The 15,918-nt window shown below is 62.9% G+C and carries 15 protein-coding genes; 12 read left to right on the top strand and 3 right to left on the bottom strand.

Going from position 1 to position 15,918, the window contains the following annotated elements:
• Positions 1–3: 3 nt before the first annotated feature.
• Positions 4–723 carry a GntR family transcriptional regulator gene (locus HMPREF2550_RS02875; protein ID WP_070789568.1) on the bottom strand — a complete coding sequence of 240 codons (720 nt, stop codon included), beginning with the start codon at positions 721–723 and terminating at the stop codon, positions 4–6.
• A 90-nt stretch (positions 724–813) separates the two neighbouring features.
• Between HMPREF2550_RS02875 and serS the strand changes: the two genes are divergently transcribed.
• The 4 genes from serS to glpK are packed head-to-tail and all read left to right on the top strand — an operon-like array spanning position 814 to position 5,266.
• Positions 814–2,067, top strand: a complete 1,254-nt coding sequence (gene serS, locus HMPREF2550_RS02870) for a serine--tRNA ligase (RefSeq protein WP_070789566.1) — start codon at positions 814–816, stop codon at positions 2,065–2,067.
• Positions 2,068–2,931 (top strand): lysophospholipid acyltransferase family protein, encoded by an 864-nt coding sequence (locus HMPREF2550_RS02865; protein ID WP_246819729.1) that lies wholly within the window; start codon positions 2,068–2,070, stop codon positions 2,929–2,931.
• A 6-nt stretch (positions 2,932–2,937) separates the two neighbouring features.
• Entirely contained in the window at positions 2,938–3,765 is an 828-nt protein-coding gene (locus tag HMPREF2550_RS02860; protein WP_070762914.1) for a Cof-type HAD-IIB family hydrolase, read from the top strand.
• Positions 3,766–3,793: 28 nt separating this feature from the next.
• Complete coding sequence (gene glpK, locus HMPREF2550_RS02855; protein WP_070789564.1) at positions 3,794–5,266, top strand: glycerol kinase GlpK; 1,473 nt, start codon at positions 3,794–3,796, stop codon at positions 5,264–5,266.
• Between the two features lie 18 nt (positions 5,267–5,284).
• Here the strand turns inward: glpK and HMPREF2550_RS02850 are convergent, their stop codons facing one another.
• Positions 5,285–7,240, bottom strand: a complete 1,956-nt coding sequence (locus HMPREF2550_RS02850; protein WP_070789562.1) for an N-acetylmuramoyl-L-alanine amidase — start codon at positions 7,238–7,240, stop codon at positions 5,285–5,287.
• A gap of 148 nt (positions 7,241–7,388) precedes the next feature.
• Here HMPREF2550_RS02850 and glf point away from each other — a divergent pair, with 148 nt between their 5' ends.
• The 4 genes from glf to HMPREF2550_RS11780 all read left to right on the top strand — a co-directional run bounded on the left by glf (position 7,389) and on the right by HMPREF2550_RS11780 (position 11,371).
• Positions 7,389–8,582, top strand: coding sequence for a UDP-galactopyranose mutase (gene glf / locus HMPREF2550_RS02845; protein ID WP_070762916.1), 1,194 nt, complete (start codon positions 7,389–7,391; stop codon positions 8,580–8,582).
• Positions 8,583–8,676: 94 nt separating this feature from the next.
• Positions 8,677–9,492 (top strand): EamA family transporter, encoded by an 816-nt coding sequence (locus HMPREF2550_RS02840; protein ID WP_246817437.1) that lies wholly within the window; start codon positions 8,677–8,679, stop codon positions 9,490–9,492.
• A gap of 167 nt (positions 9,493–9,659) precedes the next feature.
• Positions 9,660–10,304: an AlbA family DNA-binding domain-containing protein gene (locus HMPREF2550_RS11785; protein WP_083319747.1), complete on the top strand. Its 645-nt coding sequence runs from the start codon at positions 9,660–9,662 to the stop codon at positions 10,302–10,304.
• A gap of 119 nt (positions 10,305–10,423) precedes the next feature.
• Positions 10,424–11,371, top strand: a complete 948-nt coding sequence (locus HMPREF2550_RS11780) for an ATP-binding protein (RefSeq protein WP_168167678.1) — start codon at positions 10,424–10,426, stop codon at positions 11,369–11,371.
• Between the two features lie 173 nt (positions 11,372–11,544).
• On the opposite strand, the gene HMPREF2550_RS02835 is transcribed toward HMPREF2550_RS11780, so the two are convergent.
• Complete coding sequence (locus HMPREF2550_RS02835) at positions 11,545–11,901, bottom strand: CBS domain-containing protein (protein WP_070762918.1); 357 nt, start codon at positions 11,899–11,901, stop codon at positions 11,545–11,547.
• 309 nt (positions 11,902–12,210) lie between these two features.
• On the opposite strand from HMPREF2550_RS02835, the gene HMPREF2550_RS02830 reads away from it, so the two are divergent.
• Genes HMPREF2550_RS02830 through HMPREF2550_RS02815 form a run of 4 tightly spaced genes read left to right on the top strand, consistent with a single transcriptional unit; the run spans position 12,211 to position 15,910 of the window.
• Positions 12,211–13,113 (top strand): siderophore-interacting protein, encoded by a 903-nt coding sequence (locus HMPREF2550_RS02830; RefSeq protein WP_070762919.1) that lies wholly within the window; start codon positions 12,211–12,213, stop codon positions 13,111–13,113.
• 12 nt (positions 13,114–13,125) lie between these two features.
• The gene (locus HMPREF2550_RS02825) at positions 13,126–14,148 is read left to right on the top strand and encodes a FecCD family ABC transporter permease (RefSeq protein WP_070762920.1); all 1,023 of its coding nucleotides are present in this window, start codon (positions 13,126–13,128) and stop codon (positions 14,146–14,148) included.
• A complete protein-coding gene (locus HMPREF2550_RS02820) occupies positions 14,148–15,143 on the top strand; it encodes a FecCD family ABC transporter permease (protein WP_070789560.1) in 996 nt (331 codons plus the stop codon). Before HMPREF2550_RS02825 ends, HMPREF2550_RS02820 begins: the two co-directional genes overlap by 1 nt.
• The gene (locus HMPREF2550_RS02815) at positions 15,140–15,910 is read left to right on the top strand and encodes an ABC transporter ATP-binding protein (protein WP_070762922.1); all 771 of its coding nucleotides are present in this window, start codon (positions 15,140–15,142) and stop codon (positions 15,908–15,910) included. The genes HMPREF2550_RS02820 and HMPREF2550_RS02815 overlap by 4 nt, the downstream gene beginning before the upstream one ends.
• The last annotated feature ends 8 nt before the right edge of the window (positions 15,911–15,918 follow it).

Raw genomic sequence — 15,918 nt, 5'->3', positions numbered from 1 at the left:
CCGTCACGCGGACTCGCGTCCAACGCGCGTGGTCAGCCAGTACCGGTCCGAGCGGTATAAGGAGGCGCAGAACTCCACCGCGTGCGAACCGCTGCGGGCGAAGCGGGCGATGTGGAGCAGGGCGGTGCCACACGCGACGTCGAGAAGCGGGGCGGTGGCCTCGGTGGCGCTGGCGGCGGTGACGGTCTGCTCGGCCTCCGTGATGGGCAACCGGTAGTGCTCCTCGAGCAGCGTGTAGACAGACTGCCTGACGTCCTGCTCCAGCAGATCGGGTACCAGCTGCGCGTTGTACCAGGCGTTATCGACGGCATAGGGTTCGCCGTCGCCCAATCGCAGGCGGCGCAGCTGGATGTGCGGGGTCTCCGGGCTCGTGCCGAAGAAGGCCGCGACCTGCGCGGGGGCTAAGGCGGTGGTGGCCCGCAAGATTTCCGACGCCGCCTTCACCCGCTGCTGGGCCATCTCCTGCGAAAAGCTCGCCAGGTGCAGGCGGCTGACCAGGGGAGCGGGGGCGACGAACGTGCCCTTGCCGCGCACCCGACGCAGCTTGCCCGCGGCGACCAGATCCCCGATGGCGCGGCGCACCGTAATCCGCGAGACCCCGTATTCCTCTTCCAGGGTGCGTTCCCCGGGCAGTAGATCACCGGGGCTGAGTTCTTCGGCGCAGCGGCGCTCCAAAAGCGCCCGCAACTGGGCGTGCTTTGGGGTCGGGCCGTCGGTAATCATACTTCCACCCTACTCCGCTGGTTATGACCAGTCCACCGCTTTTGTGCAGACGCGGCCGCGGCTGTGAGGGACAAGGTAGAGTATGCATTTGTGATTGATCTGAAGTTTCTGCGCGAAAACCCTGACGTTGTCCGCCAGTCCCAAACCGCCCGCGGCGAGGACCCGGCCCTGGTAGACCAGCTCATTGCCGCTGATGAAAAGCGCCGCAGCGCCATCCAGGCTGCCGATGAGCTGCGCGGCGAGCAGAAGGCCTTTGGCAAGAAGATCGGCCAGGCTTCCCCGGAGGAGCGCCCCGCGCTGCTGGAGGGCTCCAACGAGCTTAAGGCGCGTGTGAAGGAGGCGGAGGCCGCACAGGCTGAAGCGGAGGCGAAGGTCAACGAGCTGCAGTACAAGATCCCCAACCCCACCCAGGGCGCACCGGCCGGTGGCGAGGAGGACTTCGTGGTCCTCGAGCACGTCGGCGAGGTGCCGGAGTTTGACTTTGAGGTCAAAGACCACCTGGATCTTGGTGAGTCTCTGGGCATCATTGACATGAAGCGCGGCACCAAGATCGGCGGCGCGCGTTTCTACTACCTCGCTGGTGACGGTGCCTGGATGCAGCTGGGCATGCTGATGCTGGCCGCGCAGAAGGCGCGCGAGGCCGGGTTTAAGCTCATGGTCCCGCCGGTGCTGGTCCGCCCCGAGATCATGCAGGGTACCGGCTTCCTCGACGAGCACGACGAGGAGATCTACTATCTCGAGCGCGACGACATGTACCTGGTCGGCACCTCCGAGGTCGCGCTCGCGGGCCTGCACCAGGACGAGATCATCGACCTTTCCGACGGCCCGCTGCTCTACGCAGGTTGGTCCTCCTGCTTCCGCCGCGAGGCTGGCTCCTACGGCAAGGACACCAGGGGTATTCTGCGCGTCCACCAGTTCGACAAGCTCGAGATGTTTGCCTACTGCAAGCCGGAAGACGCCGAGGAGATGCACCAGAAACTGCTCGGTCTGGAGCGCGAGATGTTGGCCGCCGTGGAGGTGCCCTACCGCATCATCGACGTTGCCGCGGGCGACCTGGGCTCGTCGGCAGCCCGCAAGTTCGATACTGAGGCCTGGGTGCCCTCGCAGGACACCTACCGTGAGCTGACTTCTACCTCGAACTGCACGACCTTCCAGGCGCGCCGCCTGAACATCCGCTACCGCGATGAGAACGGCAAGACCCAGACCGCGGCCACCCTCAACGGCACCTTGGCCACCACTCGCTGGCTCGTGGCCATCCTGGAAAATAACCAGCAGGCGGACGGCTCCGTCCGTGTGCCCGCAGCGCTGCAGCCGTGGGTAGGCAAGGAAGTCCTCGGGGCGTAGATGAGCATGACCTCCCGCGCCATGAAGAAGCTGCACGGCCTGCTGGTACCAGCGGCCTATACGCAGCCTGCCGCGCACCCGGAGGAGTCAAAGGAGCGGCTCTACCCCTTTACAGTGCACCTGTTTAAGTGGCTGCTGCGGCTGCAGCGCATCAGCGTGCGCATCGAGGGGGCGGAGCATATACCCGCCCGCGGCGGGGCGATCATCGCCGGCAACCACACCGGCTACTACGACTTCATGCTTACCGGCACCGGGCCCCTGGTCCACGGCGAGCGCCTCGTGCGCTTTATGGCTAAGCAGAGCGTGTTTGAAAAGCCCGTGCTCGGGAGCATCCTGCGCGCGATGAAGCACGTGCCGGTGGATCGGGAAAACGGTGCCTCGGCGGTGGACGCCGCGGTGCGCAACGTGCGCGATGGGTACCTCGTTGGCATCTTCCCGGAAGGCACCATCTCGCGCTCCTTTGAGCTCGCAGACTTCAAGACGGGCGCGGCGCGCATCGCTGCGCAGGCCGACGCCCCGCTGATTCCTTGCGTGATTTGGGGTTCGCACCGAATCTGGACCAAGGACCTGCCCAAGCAGCTGCGCGGCGTGCCGGTGATCGTGCGCTACGGCGCCCCGGTTGCGCTCAGCGGCAACGCGGAGGAGGACACCCGCCGCCTGAAGCAGACGATGCAGCACATGCTCGAGCAGTCCCGCACCGAATACGAGCAGGAATTCGGGCCCTTCGCCCCCGGTGATAAGTGGGTGCCAGCCTCTTTAGGCGGCGGTGCCCCGACGCTGGAGGAAGCGGCCGAGATCTACGAGCGCGAACGCGCGCAGCGCAAAGCAAAGAAGGCCGCGAAGCAGGCCAAGAAAGGCACGTGAGAGACCATGCATGCTCCCCAGCTCATCATTAGCGACATCGACGGCACCTTCATCAACCCGGCAGGCCGGGTGACCCCAAGGCTGCGCGACGTGGTGGTTCGCGCGGTGCGCTCGGGAGCAAAGTTCGCCCTGGCCACTGGGCGTCCCCACCGCTGGCTGCTCCCGGTGCTTGACCAGCTGCCCATCGCTCCCACGTGCGTCTGCGCGAACGGCGCGGTGGTCTACGACCCCGTAGAGGACACGGTGCTGCGCTCCTTTGAGCTGGCGCCGGAGACTATGGGCCGCGTCGTCGAGGCAATCGACGAGGCGCTGCGCCCCTTGAACATCCAACACGGCTATGGGGTGGAGCGCGTGGGGCAGAGCGCGCTCGACCCGGAGGAGGAGTGCTTCCTCACCACACCCGAGTACAACCGAGACGCCTGGGACACCGCCTTTGGCGTCGGCACTGTCGCCGAGATCACCTCGCAGCCCGCCGCCAAACTGCTGGTCCGCGCACCGCAGCTGCAGTCTGCGGAAATGTTCGACCTGCTCGCCCAGGTGATCGAGCCGGAGGACGCGCACCTGACCTACTCCATGGACGAGGGTCTCATTGAGTTGTCGCACCCCGGCATCAACAAGGCGAGCGGGGCGTCGGTGCTCGCGGCCGAATACGGCATCGAGCCCTCCCAAGTCATCGCTTTCGGGGATATGCCCAACGACCTAGAGATGCTCGCCTGGGCCGGGATGGGCGTGGCCATGGCGAATTCCGCGCCCGCACTGTTGGACGCTGCGGACTATGTCACCGCCTCCAACGAGGAGGACGGGGTGGCACAGGTGCTGGAGCACTGGTTCTAAGCGCAAGCGGCCCCATACAATTGGCGGCATGTCTCTCATCGCGGCCATTGACCAGGGCACAACTTCTACCCGCGTGGTGTTTACGGATACGCGCGGCAACGTCGTCGCCCAGGCACAGTTCGAGCACACCCAGCACCTGCCGCGCGAGGGGTGGGTGGAGCACGATGCGCTGGAGATCTGGCGCAACACCCGCCGCGCACTGAGCGAGGCGATGGCCGAGGCCGACATCGCGGAAGAAGACATCGCAGCCCTCGGCCTGACTAACCAGCGCGAGACGGCCGTGATTTGGGACAAGGCCACAGGCGTCCCGATCCACCGCGCGATCGTGTGGCAGGACACGCGCACCAACCCGAAACCAGACGCGGGCACGACACAGGACGTGTACTTGGCGCGCACGGGCCTTTTGTACAACTCATACCCGGCAGGGCCGAAGTGGGCGTGGATCCTGGACAACGTCGAAGGGGCGCGAGAGCGCGCCGAGGCGGGCGAGTTGCTCGCCGGGACGATTGATACCTGGCTGATCTGGAACCTCACCGGCGGTGCCCGCGAACCGGAGAACGCGGTGCACGTCACCGACGTCACGAATGCCTCGCGCACCCTGCTCATGGATCTGCGCACCCTCGAGTGGGACCCGGAGCTGTGCCGCGAGATTGGCGTACCGCCGGAAATCCTGCCGGAGATCCGGCCCTCGGTCAGCCACTTTGGCACCGTGCGCCGCCGGGGCCCGCTCGCGGGCGTGCCGATCACCGGCGTGTTGGGCGACCAGCAGGCGGCCCTGTTCGGGCAGGGGTGTCTGGCGGAGAACCAGGCGAAAATGACCTACGGCACCGGCCTGTTCATGCTGCTCAACACGGGTGAAACGCCGCAGATCAGCGAGCGCGGACTGCTCACCACAGTGGCCTACCAGATCGAGGGTCAGGCCCCCGTGTACGCGCAGGAGGGCTCGGTCGCCGTCGGCGGCTCGCTCATCCAGTGGCTGCGCGACCAGCTTGGCCTGCTGCGCACCGCGGCCGAGTCCGAGACGCTCGCCGCGCAGGTGGAGACCTCGGGCGGAGTGGTGATCGTCCCGGCCTTTTCCGGCCTCTTCGCCCCGCGCTGGCGCCCGGACGCGCGCGGGGTGATCACCGGCCTGACCCGCTTCGTGGACCGCCGCCACATCGCCCGCGCCGCGCTCGAGGCCACCTGCCTGCAGGCCCGCGAAGTCGTGTGCGCGATGGGCGGCGAGCCAACCGCGCTGCGCGTCGACGGCGGGATGACCACGAACGACCTGCTCATGCAGCTGCAGGCCGACATCCTCGGCATCGACGTCGAGCGCCCCGCCAACACGGAAACCACCGTGATGGGGGCTGCCTCAGCGGCGGGCATTGGGGCCAAGCTTATCGACGCCCCGCTGTCCCTCGGCGAGACCACCACCTGGAAAAACACGTGGGCCGGCCCCGAAAGGGACCGGCTTGTGGCGCGGTGGGAGGACGCGGTGCGCCGCTCCTACGACCTGGCCTGATTGGTGCCTGATTGGTGCCTAGTTGGTCGTGATGTTGACCGCGTTGTGCACCGGGTTGTAGGTGATGGAACCGCCCTGGAAGGTGACGGCCACGGTGCCGTCGCCAAGCGTGCGCTCGCGCGACGTCGGCATACCGAGCGGGCCGGCATCCATGCCCTGCTGCAGCCAGGCGTCCGCGATCTTGCCTGCCAGCGTGAAGATCTGGCCTTGGCGGTCCTGGATACCCACGCCGCCCTTGTAGAAGGCATAGGTGCGGCCGCCGACCTGTGGGCCGCCAACACCGGCGACGAGCGCGCCAAGCGTCGGCTCGAACTGGTACCAGACATTGGCCAGGTCCTGCTTGCCAAGCGTCTGCAGCGCCGGGCCGATGTACGGGGTGACCTGCTGCACCGTCAGGCCGGGCATGAGCTCCATACCTGCGACGGACTTCGCGCCGCCGGGCAGCATGCCGCGGGAGTTGGCGTACAGGATGACCAGGCCGAGTAGGGTACCGGCCGCAGCCGCGATCGCCACGGCGTCGCCGGACGCGAGCCCGGACAGGGAAAGCCCGCTGGTCTGCGTGCCCTCTGCCGGGCGGACCACGGTCGTGGTGGTGCCGTCCTCGTTGACGACGGTCTCGGTCTGCGTATTGCTCTCGCTGGAGCCGAGCGCGGAGGAGAGGTCGCCGACGGTGGTGTCGGTGGCTTCTACGTCTGGGTTGTTCGGGTCAGTTCCGGCGTTGCCGCCGCCCAGGAGGGAGTCGACGATTCCGCTGGGGCCGCGGGAACCACCGAGGCTTTTGTACTTGTTGTTGGCCACGCGGCGGATGTCGCCCATCCGGTTGTAGAGGTTCTGGCCCGGGCAGGCGTTGTAGTGGAAGTCGCGGTGCGCGTTGATGTTGGGGAACATCGCGCCCTGGCCTGCCGAGTAGCGGGAGCCGCGGAAGTTGAAGTCGGCGTAGTGGTAGTTCGAGCCCATCGGGTCGAAGCCTGCCACGGCCGCCTTCCAGCCGATGATCTCGCCCATCGCGTTGACGCTCGCGGTGGTGGGGGTGGCGGTTTCATAGTTGCCCAGCATGGACACACCCCAGGTATTCGTGTTGAACCCGCCGACGTGGGCCCCCTGTACGGCGCGATCCAGGCCGCCTGCGCGGCCCTCGTAGATGTTGCCGTACTTATCCACCAGCGCGTTGTAGCCGATGTCGCCCCAACCCAGGTTCCGTGCGTGGTACGTCCAGATGCCGCGCACGATGCCGGGGGCCTGCGCCTCGGTGTAGTTGTTGGAACCCGCGGTGTGGTGGACCGTCGCCGCGGTGACCGGCTCGGTGTACGTGGGGTTGGATGAGGCCCCTGCGCCCCACTGCGCGCGGGAGACCACCTTGGGCATGCCGCGGGTGTACGAATCCGCAGCCGGGGCGATACCGCCAGAGGTGCCGGTGCCGCCGTCGAGGAAGACGGCTTCGATGTCCTTAGCGGTGGTCGGCGCGTTGGAGTCGGTGCGCCCGCCGTCGAGCAGGTCGACGTTGCCAGTGGAGACCTGGATGCGCTTGGTGGGCTCGACAAAGATCGGCTCGGTGCCGAAGGTGTCGCTACCAGTGTTGTCGGCGTGGTCCATCTCGTACCACTCGGACCAGGAGCCGTCCGCCTTTTGCGCGCGCACGTAGGCGACCACGTCGCGGTCGCCCTTCCAGGTCAGGCCAAACATGGTGAACTCGCGGTCGCGCGAGAACTCCTTGACCACGCGGCGGACTTCTTTTTCGCCGCCCTGGGTCTTGACGGCGGCGTCGTCGACGGTGGTGTCGTTACCGGACGCGAATGAGGCGGTATCCGTGTACACCTCTTTATCCGGGCCGCCGACGGATTGCACTCGCAGGATGTTGTCGCCGCTGAAAGCGGCCGTGACGACCATCGCCACGGTCAGAAGTGCGGCCAGGATTGCGGTACGCCAGGGCGCGGTCCGGGTGGACGCCCTGTTCAAGCGTTTACGTTGGTGCACGGGAAGACTCCTGGATATTGCTGGGGCAAATGTGAAGAAAGTTATCTGTTGTGCAGTGTAGAGGAAGTTCAAGTCTAAAGTAAGTCTTGAGACTTTCGGCGTGTCGTGGGGCGAGCTCAGGCCGCATATATGTGGAAAGATTGGGGCCATGACTTATGACCTCATCGTTGTCGGATCCGGATTCTTTGGGTTGACCGTGGCTGAGCAGGCCGCGAGTGAGCTGGGCAAACGCGTGCTGATCGTCGAGAAGCGCGACCACCTCGGCGGCAACGCCTACTCGGAAAAGGACCCGGACACCGGCATTGAGGTGCACAAGTACGGCGCGCACCTCTTCCACACCTCCAACAAGCGGGTGTGGGAGTACGTCAACCGGTTCACCGAGTTCACCGACTACCAGCACCGCGTCTTCGCCATGCACGACGGCACCGCCTACCAGTTCCCCATGGGGCTCGGCCTGATCAACCAGTTCTTCGGCCGCTACTACTCGCCGGACGAGGCCCGCAAGCTCATTGAGGAGCAGCGCGAGGGCAAGGACCCGGCGGCCGCCACTAACTTGGAGGAGCGCGGCATTGCGCTGATCGGCAAGCCGCTCTATGAAGCCTTTGTGAAGCACTACACCGCCAAGCAGTGGCAGACCGACCCCACCGAGCTCCCGCCGGAAATCATCTCGCGCCTGCCAGTGCGCTACACCTTCAACAACCGCTACTTCAACGACACCTACGAGGGCCTGCCGGTCGACGGCTACGCCGCCTGGTTGGAGAAGATGGCGGAGCATGAGCTTATCGACGTCCGCCTGTCCACCGACTACTTCGACGTCCGCGACGAGCTGCGCGCCGAATCCCCCGACGCGCCCGTGGTTTACACCGGCCCAGTCGACCAGTACTTCAACTACGCCGAGGGCCACCTCGGCTGGCGCACCCTCGACTTCGAGCGCGAAGTGCTGGAGACCGGCGACTTCCAGGGCACCCCGGTGATGAACTACAACGACGCGGACGTGCCGTACACCCGCATCCACGAGTTCCGCCACTTCCACCCGGAGCGGCAGGATAGCTATCCTGCCGACAAAACGGTGATTGTGAAGGAATTCTCCCGCTTCGCCGAGGACGGCGACGAGGTCTACTACCCGATCAACACGCCCGAGGACCGCGAGAAGCTGAAGAAGTACCGCGAGCTCGCCGCACAAGAATCCCGCGAGAACAAGGTGCTCTTCGGTGGTCGCCTGGGCACCTACCAGTACCTGGACATGCACATGGCCATCGGCGCGGCGCTCTCCTTGTTTGATAACCACCTGCGCCCACACTTCGAAGACGGCGAGGCGCTGAACCAGGCGCGCGGGCACTAATCTTGCGTGGGTGTCCCATAAACAGAGACAGCATGCCGCTTCCCGACGGGGCGTAGACTTCTTCTTCGGGCTTCCCGCAGCCCCCATTTTTCTGGTGCTCATCGGATCGATTGGCACCCAGGCCGCGGCGGTGCTCGTGACTGACATGTTGCCGACGGTGGGCGCGCCGGGCGTCTCGGGCCTGCGCATGGCCGCTGCCGCCGTCATTATGGTGCTGCTGTTCCGGCCGCGGTTATCGGGTATGACGCGCGCCCGGGTGATCAATATCGTGGTTTACGGCGTCGCCATCGGGTTGATGAACGTGATGCTGTACCAGGCCATCGCCCGTCTTCCGCAGGGTGTGGCCGTGACCATCGACTTCCTCGGCCCCTGCGTCGTTTCTTTTCTTGGCCTGAAGATGTGGTGCTCCCGCCTGTGGGCCATCGCCGCGTTCGTGGGCGTCGCCCTGATCGCCCAACCCTCCAACGACCTTGACATCGTCGGCGTTGCTTTTGCCGCAGTTGGTGCGGCGTTCTTCGGTATCTACACCCTCTTCGCTGCCCGTATGGGTAATGCCGAGGGCGGCGGGATGCCGGATTTGGCGCTGTCGGTGGTCGTCGCGGCGCTCGTGCTTGCGCCCTTTGCTGTTTCCACGGCACCGCATGTGCACGGCTCGATGTGGGGCACCATTGTGCTCTCGGGCTTCATCGGCGCGGTGGTCCCTTTTGTTATGGACACGATCGCTGCCGGCATTGTCTCGGCGGCGGTTGTTGGCACGCTTTTCGCGCTGGACCCGGTTATCGGCGCGATTGTGGGCTGGGCCTTCTCTGGGGACCAGATCACATGCTCCATGGCAGCAGGCATTGCGTTGATTGCTGCGGCCGGCGCGATCATTACGTGGCGCGGGGCGAAAGAATCCCGCGTGGCGTGAGTTGTCAGGGCAATGCGGTGAGTAATGCACAACTCTGAACAACTCCAAACAACTATGTCGATCTGCAGAAACAGCGCATTTACTGGGTCGTTGTGAGCGGAAGTTGTTTCAGAGTTGTTTTGAGTTGTTTCAAACAACTCGTGTATTACTCCTGTTATGCTCATTGCATGGTCGATGCGGAGTTTGAGGTTGTAAGGGAAGCGCTTTCTGCGATTGAAGCTGGTGAGAACGCCAGCAGTAGGGAATCGCAGATATTGGACTTCAAGGAAGACCCCGCTGTGCATCCGATGAACAAGAATCCCGATGCGGGCTTAATAGAATTTCTCGTCGACGAAGTTATTTGCTTTTCCAACGCGGATGGCGGAGTCGCATACATCGTCCTTGGTGTTAACGACAAGAAGTCGGGGCCATCTGCGTTTACTGGAACTGACCGTGCTTGCGACTGGTTGGTGGAGAAGATCTACAGTAAGACCCAGCCACATATCCAAGTAGAAGCTTTTGAAATCCAGTGGTGCGATGCGCGTTTGATAATCTTGCGTGTTCCGCGAGGGATGGCGCTCTACCAACGATCCAAAGGTCAAGCGAGCAAGCGTGTAGGGAAAAGCTGTGTCCCACTCGGGGAAGACGAGCGTCGGAGTATCCATCTGGCACGCGCCAATCCAGATTTCAGTGCTATGGCGTCGAGGCGAGGGCCTGAAGAATTGGATCTGCAAGCCGTCGAGCGGGCGAGAGTTCTCCTAGCCAATCGGAAAAAGCCTTGGGTGACAGCTCACCGGTTCCGCGGACGGGGCTCGAACTATGCAGTGAGTTAGGCCTGCTAAAGCCTGATGGAGGACTGACTTTCGCAGCGGAAATACTCTTCATGCAGCCGTTAAATAACCGGTCGGTAGTTCGTCACCTTCTTCGGGAGGTGCCCAGTGGTGATCCAAAGGTGACCGAGATCTCGGCACCGTTAATTACAGCTTCCGAACGCCTCCGCGCGCTCATCACGGACCATACATCTCAGGAAATCGCTCGAGTCCAGCTCCCGAATGGGCAGGAGTTCCCGATTCCTGCGTTCCCGACGATGGCGGTTGACGAAGTTGTTTCCAATGCGTTTGCTCACCGCGATTGGGGAGCTACCGCAGCAATAGTCGTAGACCAGTCTCCCACCAGCTTGACAGTGTGGTCTCCTGGCAGCCTTCCAGTGGGTGTTCGTAAAGAAAGAATTTTGACCACCCAATCTATTCCGCGGAACCCAGTGCTCATGGGGGCTTTAAGGCAGTTGAGTCTCGCTGAGGAATCGTCGCGCGGTTTCGACCGCATGTGGGTCTCTATGCTCTCAAGCGGCAGGCAAACCCCGAGTCTGAACACTGATGGGCCGTTTGTTGAGGTTACTTTGCCTTCTGGTGAGGTGGATCAAGATTTCATCAAGGCGCTATATCAGCTGCGTTCAACATTTGGGGATGCCATTTTCGATAGTGTGAATGGACTCTTGGTTACACGCCATTTGGCAAATAATCAGATCTTGATGACTTCTACTGCAGCTCGGCTTATGCAAGTCTCGGAGGCGCAGGCCCAGGAAACCTTAGGATGGTATGCAAGGCAGGGCTTCCTGGAGCAGCTGAGGGATGCTCCTGAATGGATATTGTCCGCGCAAGCCAGAGCCGCTTTTGACGGTGAAGCATCCTCTGTAGTCAGTGCGGTAACGACGGAGGACTGGATTATCGCTCAGCTCCGTGAAGGGAATGCTCTGAATGCTCGTGAAGTTGCTGAAGAATTAGGTGTTGAGAGGCAATCGGTAAGTCGGCTCCTCCGGCACCTTAGAGATTTGGGTAAAGCAAAGATCGCTCACGATAGCCCTAAGCGGGGGCCAGGCGTCCGATGGGTTTCTACTTAACCAGAGACGCCAGACCGTCAGCAAAACAACCCAGAACAACTCAAAACAACTATGTTGAGCTGCAGAAACAGTGCATTTACTGGATTGTTTTGAGGTGAAGTTGTTTGAGAGTTGTTTGGAGTTGTTTCAAACAACTCTCCAACAACTCTCAGGCTCCGGCCCGTTGCGTTGCGCTACCCAGCGACCGGCACAAACGTCGAAACGAGGTAGCGGTTGATGTCGGAGCGATTGATGATGCCAACGACGAACGACGGAGTCATCGTTGCTAACGACGAGACCGGTCGGCCGAGAACAGCGGCCACGTCAGTACCGAACTCTGTCGAGTCGTTGTGTGCGAGCAGCGCGTACGGCGTGGTGAAGGCCGGCACGGAGTCGCCGATCACGTCGAGTACGTCCCCGTCTGAGACGAAACCGGCCAGCGTGCGGTCGTCGCTAAGCAACGGCACGCCAGAAATCCGCTTGTCCACGAACATGTGCAGCGCATGGCGGATCGTGTCGTTCGGCGACAGGGCGTAGACGTCTTCCCGCATCAGCTTGGCGACCAGCGTATCCGCGGCAGGGGAGACGGCCTCCTGTGCGCTGGGCTCAGCAGTGGTTTTCGTGCTTGACTGTTGCAGCTATGTTCGCAATTTGTGTGAACGTTGGGTCCTGCTGAGGCGGGGGCGTCCGCCAGCGCTTGAACATGCAGATGGCCATCGGTGCGGTCCTGTCCCTGTTTGATAACCACCTGCGCCCGCACTTCGGGCACGGCGAGGCACTGAACCAGGCGCATGGGTATTAAAGGGTCCGGTCGCCCGCCCTTCTTCCTTTAGGTAAGGCAATCCTATATAATCTGCAGGGTGAGTTTTAGACCTTTCCTTGCAACCGTCGCCCGTAGTGAACGCGTCGCGCCGAATTTCCAACGAGTGACGTTCACCGGGGTCGATGCAATGGGGCCTGCCGTACCTATCAGGGATTTGCGCATCAAGCTGCTGATCCCGCCCGCCAGTGGAGTGCTCAGCCTTCCGGAGGAAGGGTGGTGGGACGCGTGGCGCGGTATGCCGGAGCACACGCGCGGGCACCTCCGTACCTACTCGATTCGAGAATTCCGGCGATGCGCCGGTGAACCGGATGAGCTGGATGTGGATTTTGTTCTGCACAGTGACAACCCCGGCCCCGCCTCGGCATGGGCGGAGGACGCGCAACCTGGCCAGCAGCTCCTGATAATTGGGCCGACCCGCGACGATGATTCCGGTGTTGGCATCGAATTCAATCCGGGGTCTGCAGCAATGGCATGCCTCTATGGTGACGAAACCGCGCTTCCAGCAATAGCCCGCATCTTGGAGGATTGGCCCGGAGGCCTCGCCGGGTCTGCTGACATTGAGGTACCGGCCGGCAACCATGTGCCCATCGACGCCCCTGCGCAGGTCGACGTCCGCTGGCACTTCCGCGAACACCGCGACGTCGACCACGGGGATTTACTTCGTGCACAACTGCAAGACGATGTCGCATCTCGCTGTGTCTCAGTATCTTCGGGAGCTGGAAGACTAGAGCCAGTTGATGAGGCCCTTCTCGACATGGTCTGGGAGACACCCACGTACTCCAGCGGCGGTGAATCTATCGCCCCCGCTTCGGGTACTGCAGGGCATACCTACTACTGGATCGCAGGGAAGAGCACGGCTGTGACGGCGATGCGGCGGCTCCTGGTGAAAGAAGCGGGTGTGCCTCGCCACCACGTGTCGTTTATGGGGTACTGGCGATAACGGGGTTACAACGTGGATAAACGTGTAGGGCTTGTCGCTTTCCTTGCGGCTTTCACCGTGTGCGCAGCATTAGTGTCGCTTCTGTTCGGGGCGCGCGAAATGGGGTTCGGGGCAACGGTGAGCGCGGTTCGCGACGGAATCACGCTGGCGTTCTCGGGAGGCGCCGAACAACTCGAGGCGGCCAGCGACGAGGCGAAGATCATCGCACAACTTCGAGTTCCGCGCACCCTGCTCGGCCTGTTGGTAGGGGCAGCGCTAGGTACAGCGGGGGCGCTGCTGCAGGGCCACACCCGAAACCCGCTCGCAGACACAAACCTGCTGGGCGTAGGGCCCGGTGCGGCGCTCGCAGTGGCGGCAGCTATTTCCTTTCACGGCTCCATGACGGTGTTGGGCACTGTTGGAGTGGGCTTCCTCGGCGCAATACTCGCGGTGGCGCTCGTGTTCGCGCTTAGCATGAGGAGCCTGGGATCGTCCCCGATCATGGTCGTGCTCGGAGGGTCTGCGCTGGGCGCGGTCTGTAGTGCGCTTACCAGTGGTATCGTGCTGACGAATACGCAAAGCCTCAATGAGATGCGGTTTTGGACAGCGGGCGCTATCGCTGGGCGCGACATGCAGGTAGTCGCGGTGCTTGCCCCGGTGATGCTCCTAGGGCTTGTGCTCGCCTTTGGCACGGCACATCAGGTGAACCTCCTGAACTTGGGAGACGACGTGGCCAGTGCACTTGGCGTGAGAGTGAACATCGCGCGGGCCGTGGGCATCATCGTCGTTGCATTGCTCACTGGTGCCGCGGTGGCTGGGGCGGGCCCGATCGGGTTCGTCGGCCTGGTCGTTCCGCACCTAGTGCGCGCCTTTACGGGGCCAGATTACCGCTGGGTGCTGCCGTGTTCCGCGCTGGCGGGGGCATCGCTGCTGTTGCTTGCCGACGTTATCGGACGCATCATCGCCAGGCCCGGCGAATTGCAGGTGGGTATCACGCTCGCCTTTGTTGGCGCCCCGTTCGCCCTGTACCTTTTGCGTAAAGGGGCGAAACTGTGATGCGGGTTTTCGTGACGAATGGTGTCCTTGCGGTGTTGGCTCTCGCCGCGGCCCTTGGGGGTGTCATGGTCGGAGACTTCGAGCTTACGGTCCGGGATGTTGTTTCTACGCTCATGGGCCAAACCACGGAATTGGCTCGTACGGTGATTATTGAGTGGCGTCTGCCGCGGGTAGTGACAGCTTTGGGAGTAGGAGCTGCGCTGGGTTTTGCGGGGGCGATCTTCCAGACCATCACGAGGAATCCATTGGCGAGCCCAGATATTCTGGGCGTCACCTCGGGTGCCTCCGCTTTCGCGTTGACTGCGTTACTTGCTGGTGGAAGCTCCGGAATGCTGCTGCATCTTCTGGGGGTCCCGTTCAGTGCGTTCCTCGGTGGATTGGCAGTGTCTGCGGCAATCTGGTGGCTGAGCCGTGGCGCGGGTCTCGGATCTTTCCAACTTGTCTTCGCCGGGATCATCATCAACGCGTTAGCGATGGCCTACAACTCGTTCCTGCTCGTTCGCGCCGATTATCGCGATGTAGGCAAAGCGCAGGCGTGGATCACCGGTTCGGTGGGTTCTTCGAACTGGCGCGATGCACTCGCCGTACTCATTGCGCTGGCAGTCGTCGTTCCGCTCTTGCGTTGGGCAGCCTTCAATCTTCAGGCACTCTCATTAGGCGAGGATACGGCTGCTGGCCTCGGGGTGGAGCCACGGCATATGCAACTCATCCTCATGCTCATGGCTGTAGTGCTGGCATCGGTGGCCGTCGCAGCCTCTGGCCCGATAGCTTTCGTGGCCTTTGTTGCGCCACAGATCGGACGCAAGATCACGCAAGCAGCAACGCCGCCTTTAGGAACAGCGATGCTCGCTGGCGCGGCGATCGTGTCCGGCGCTGACTTAGCGGTGCGCACCCTGGTGCCCGGGAACCTGCCGGTAGGTATAGCTACAACTGCGATTGGTGGCACAGCGCTGCTCTACACGCTGCTACGTGCAACACGAAAGGTGTCCGTATGATGCTTCAAGTTCGAAATCTCAAGGTGAGTTATGGCGCTTCCGTCATTGTTGACGGCATTGACCTCGACGTGCCTCAAGGTGGGGTCACCACAATCATCGGTCCGAATGGTTGCGGCAAGTCAACGCTGTTGCGAGCTACAGCAGGGCTTATTGCATGCGAGGGTGGCACGGTCACGCTGAACGGCGTGGACACGGCGAAACTGAAGCGCCGCGAGATTGCGCGCCAGCTTGCAGTACTGCCACAGACGCCTGTCGCCCCCGAGGGACTCACGGTCCGTGACTTAGTCAGCCGTGGACGCCACCCGCATCAGTCCTGGCTACGGCAGGCCTCTGCTGAGGATGCGCGTGCGGTCGATGCAGTGATGGAGCTGACCAATATTGCAGAGTTTGCAGACCGTCCGCTCGAGCGGCTTTCTGGCGGACAGCGCCAGCGCGCCTGGATCGCGATGGTCTTAGCGCAGGACACTCCGCTTGTATTTTTGGACGAGCCGACGACGTACCTCGATTTGTCTCACTCCGTCGAGGTCTTGTCGCTTGTACGTCGCCTCGCTGATCAGGAGGGGCGAACTGTGCTCATGGTGTTGCATGATTTGAACCTCGCCGCACGCTACTCGGATCAGCTCATCGTGATGCGTCGTGGCGAGGTTCGTGCGGTCGGTGCGCCTACCGAGGTAGTCACGGAGTCTTTGCTGAGCCGCGTTTTCGATCTGCCTGCGGTTGTGGCGTCAGACCCAGTGAGCGGTGGCCCACTGGTCGTCCCTCGGTAGGCACCCTC

Origin of the sequence: Corynebacterium sp. HMSC074A01, from assembly GCF_001831515.1 — a bacterium.
Lineage (GTDB): Bacteria > Actinomycetota > Actinomycetes > Mycobacteriales > Mycobacteriaceae > Corynebacterium.
The sequence above is the reverse complement of the archived record's forward strand: the minus strand, read 5'-3'. Positions and strand labels throughout refer to the sequence as shown.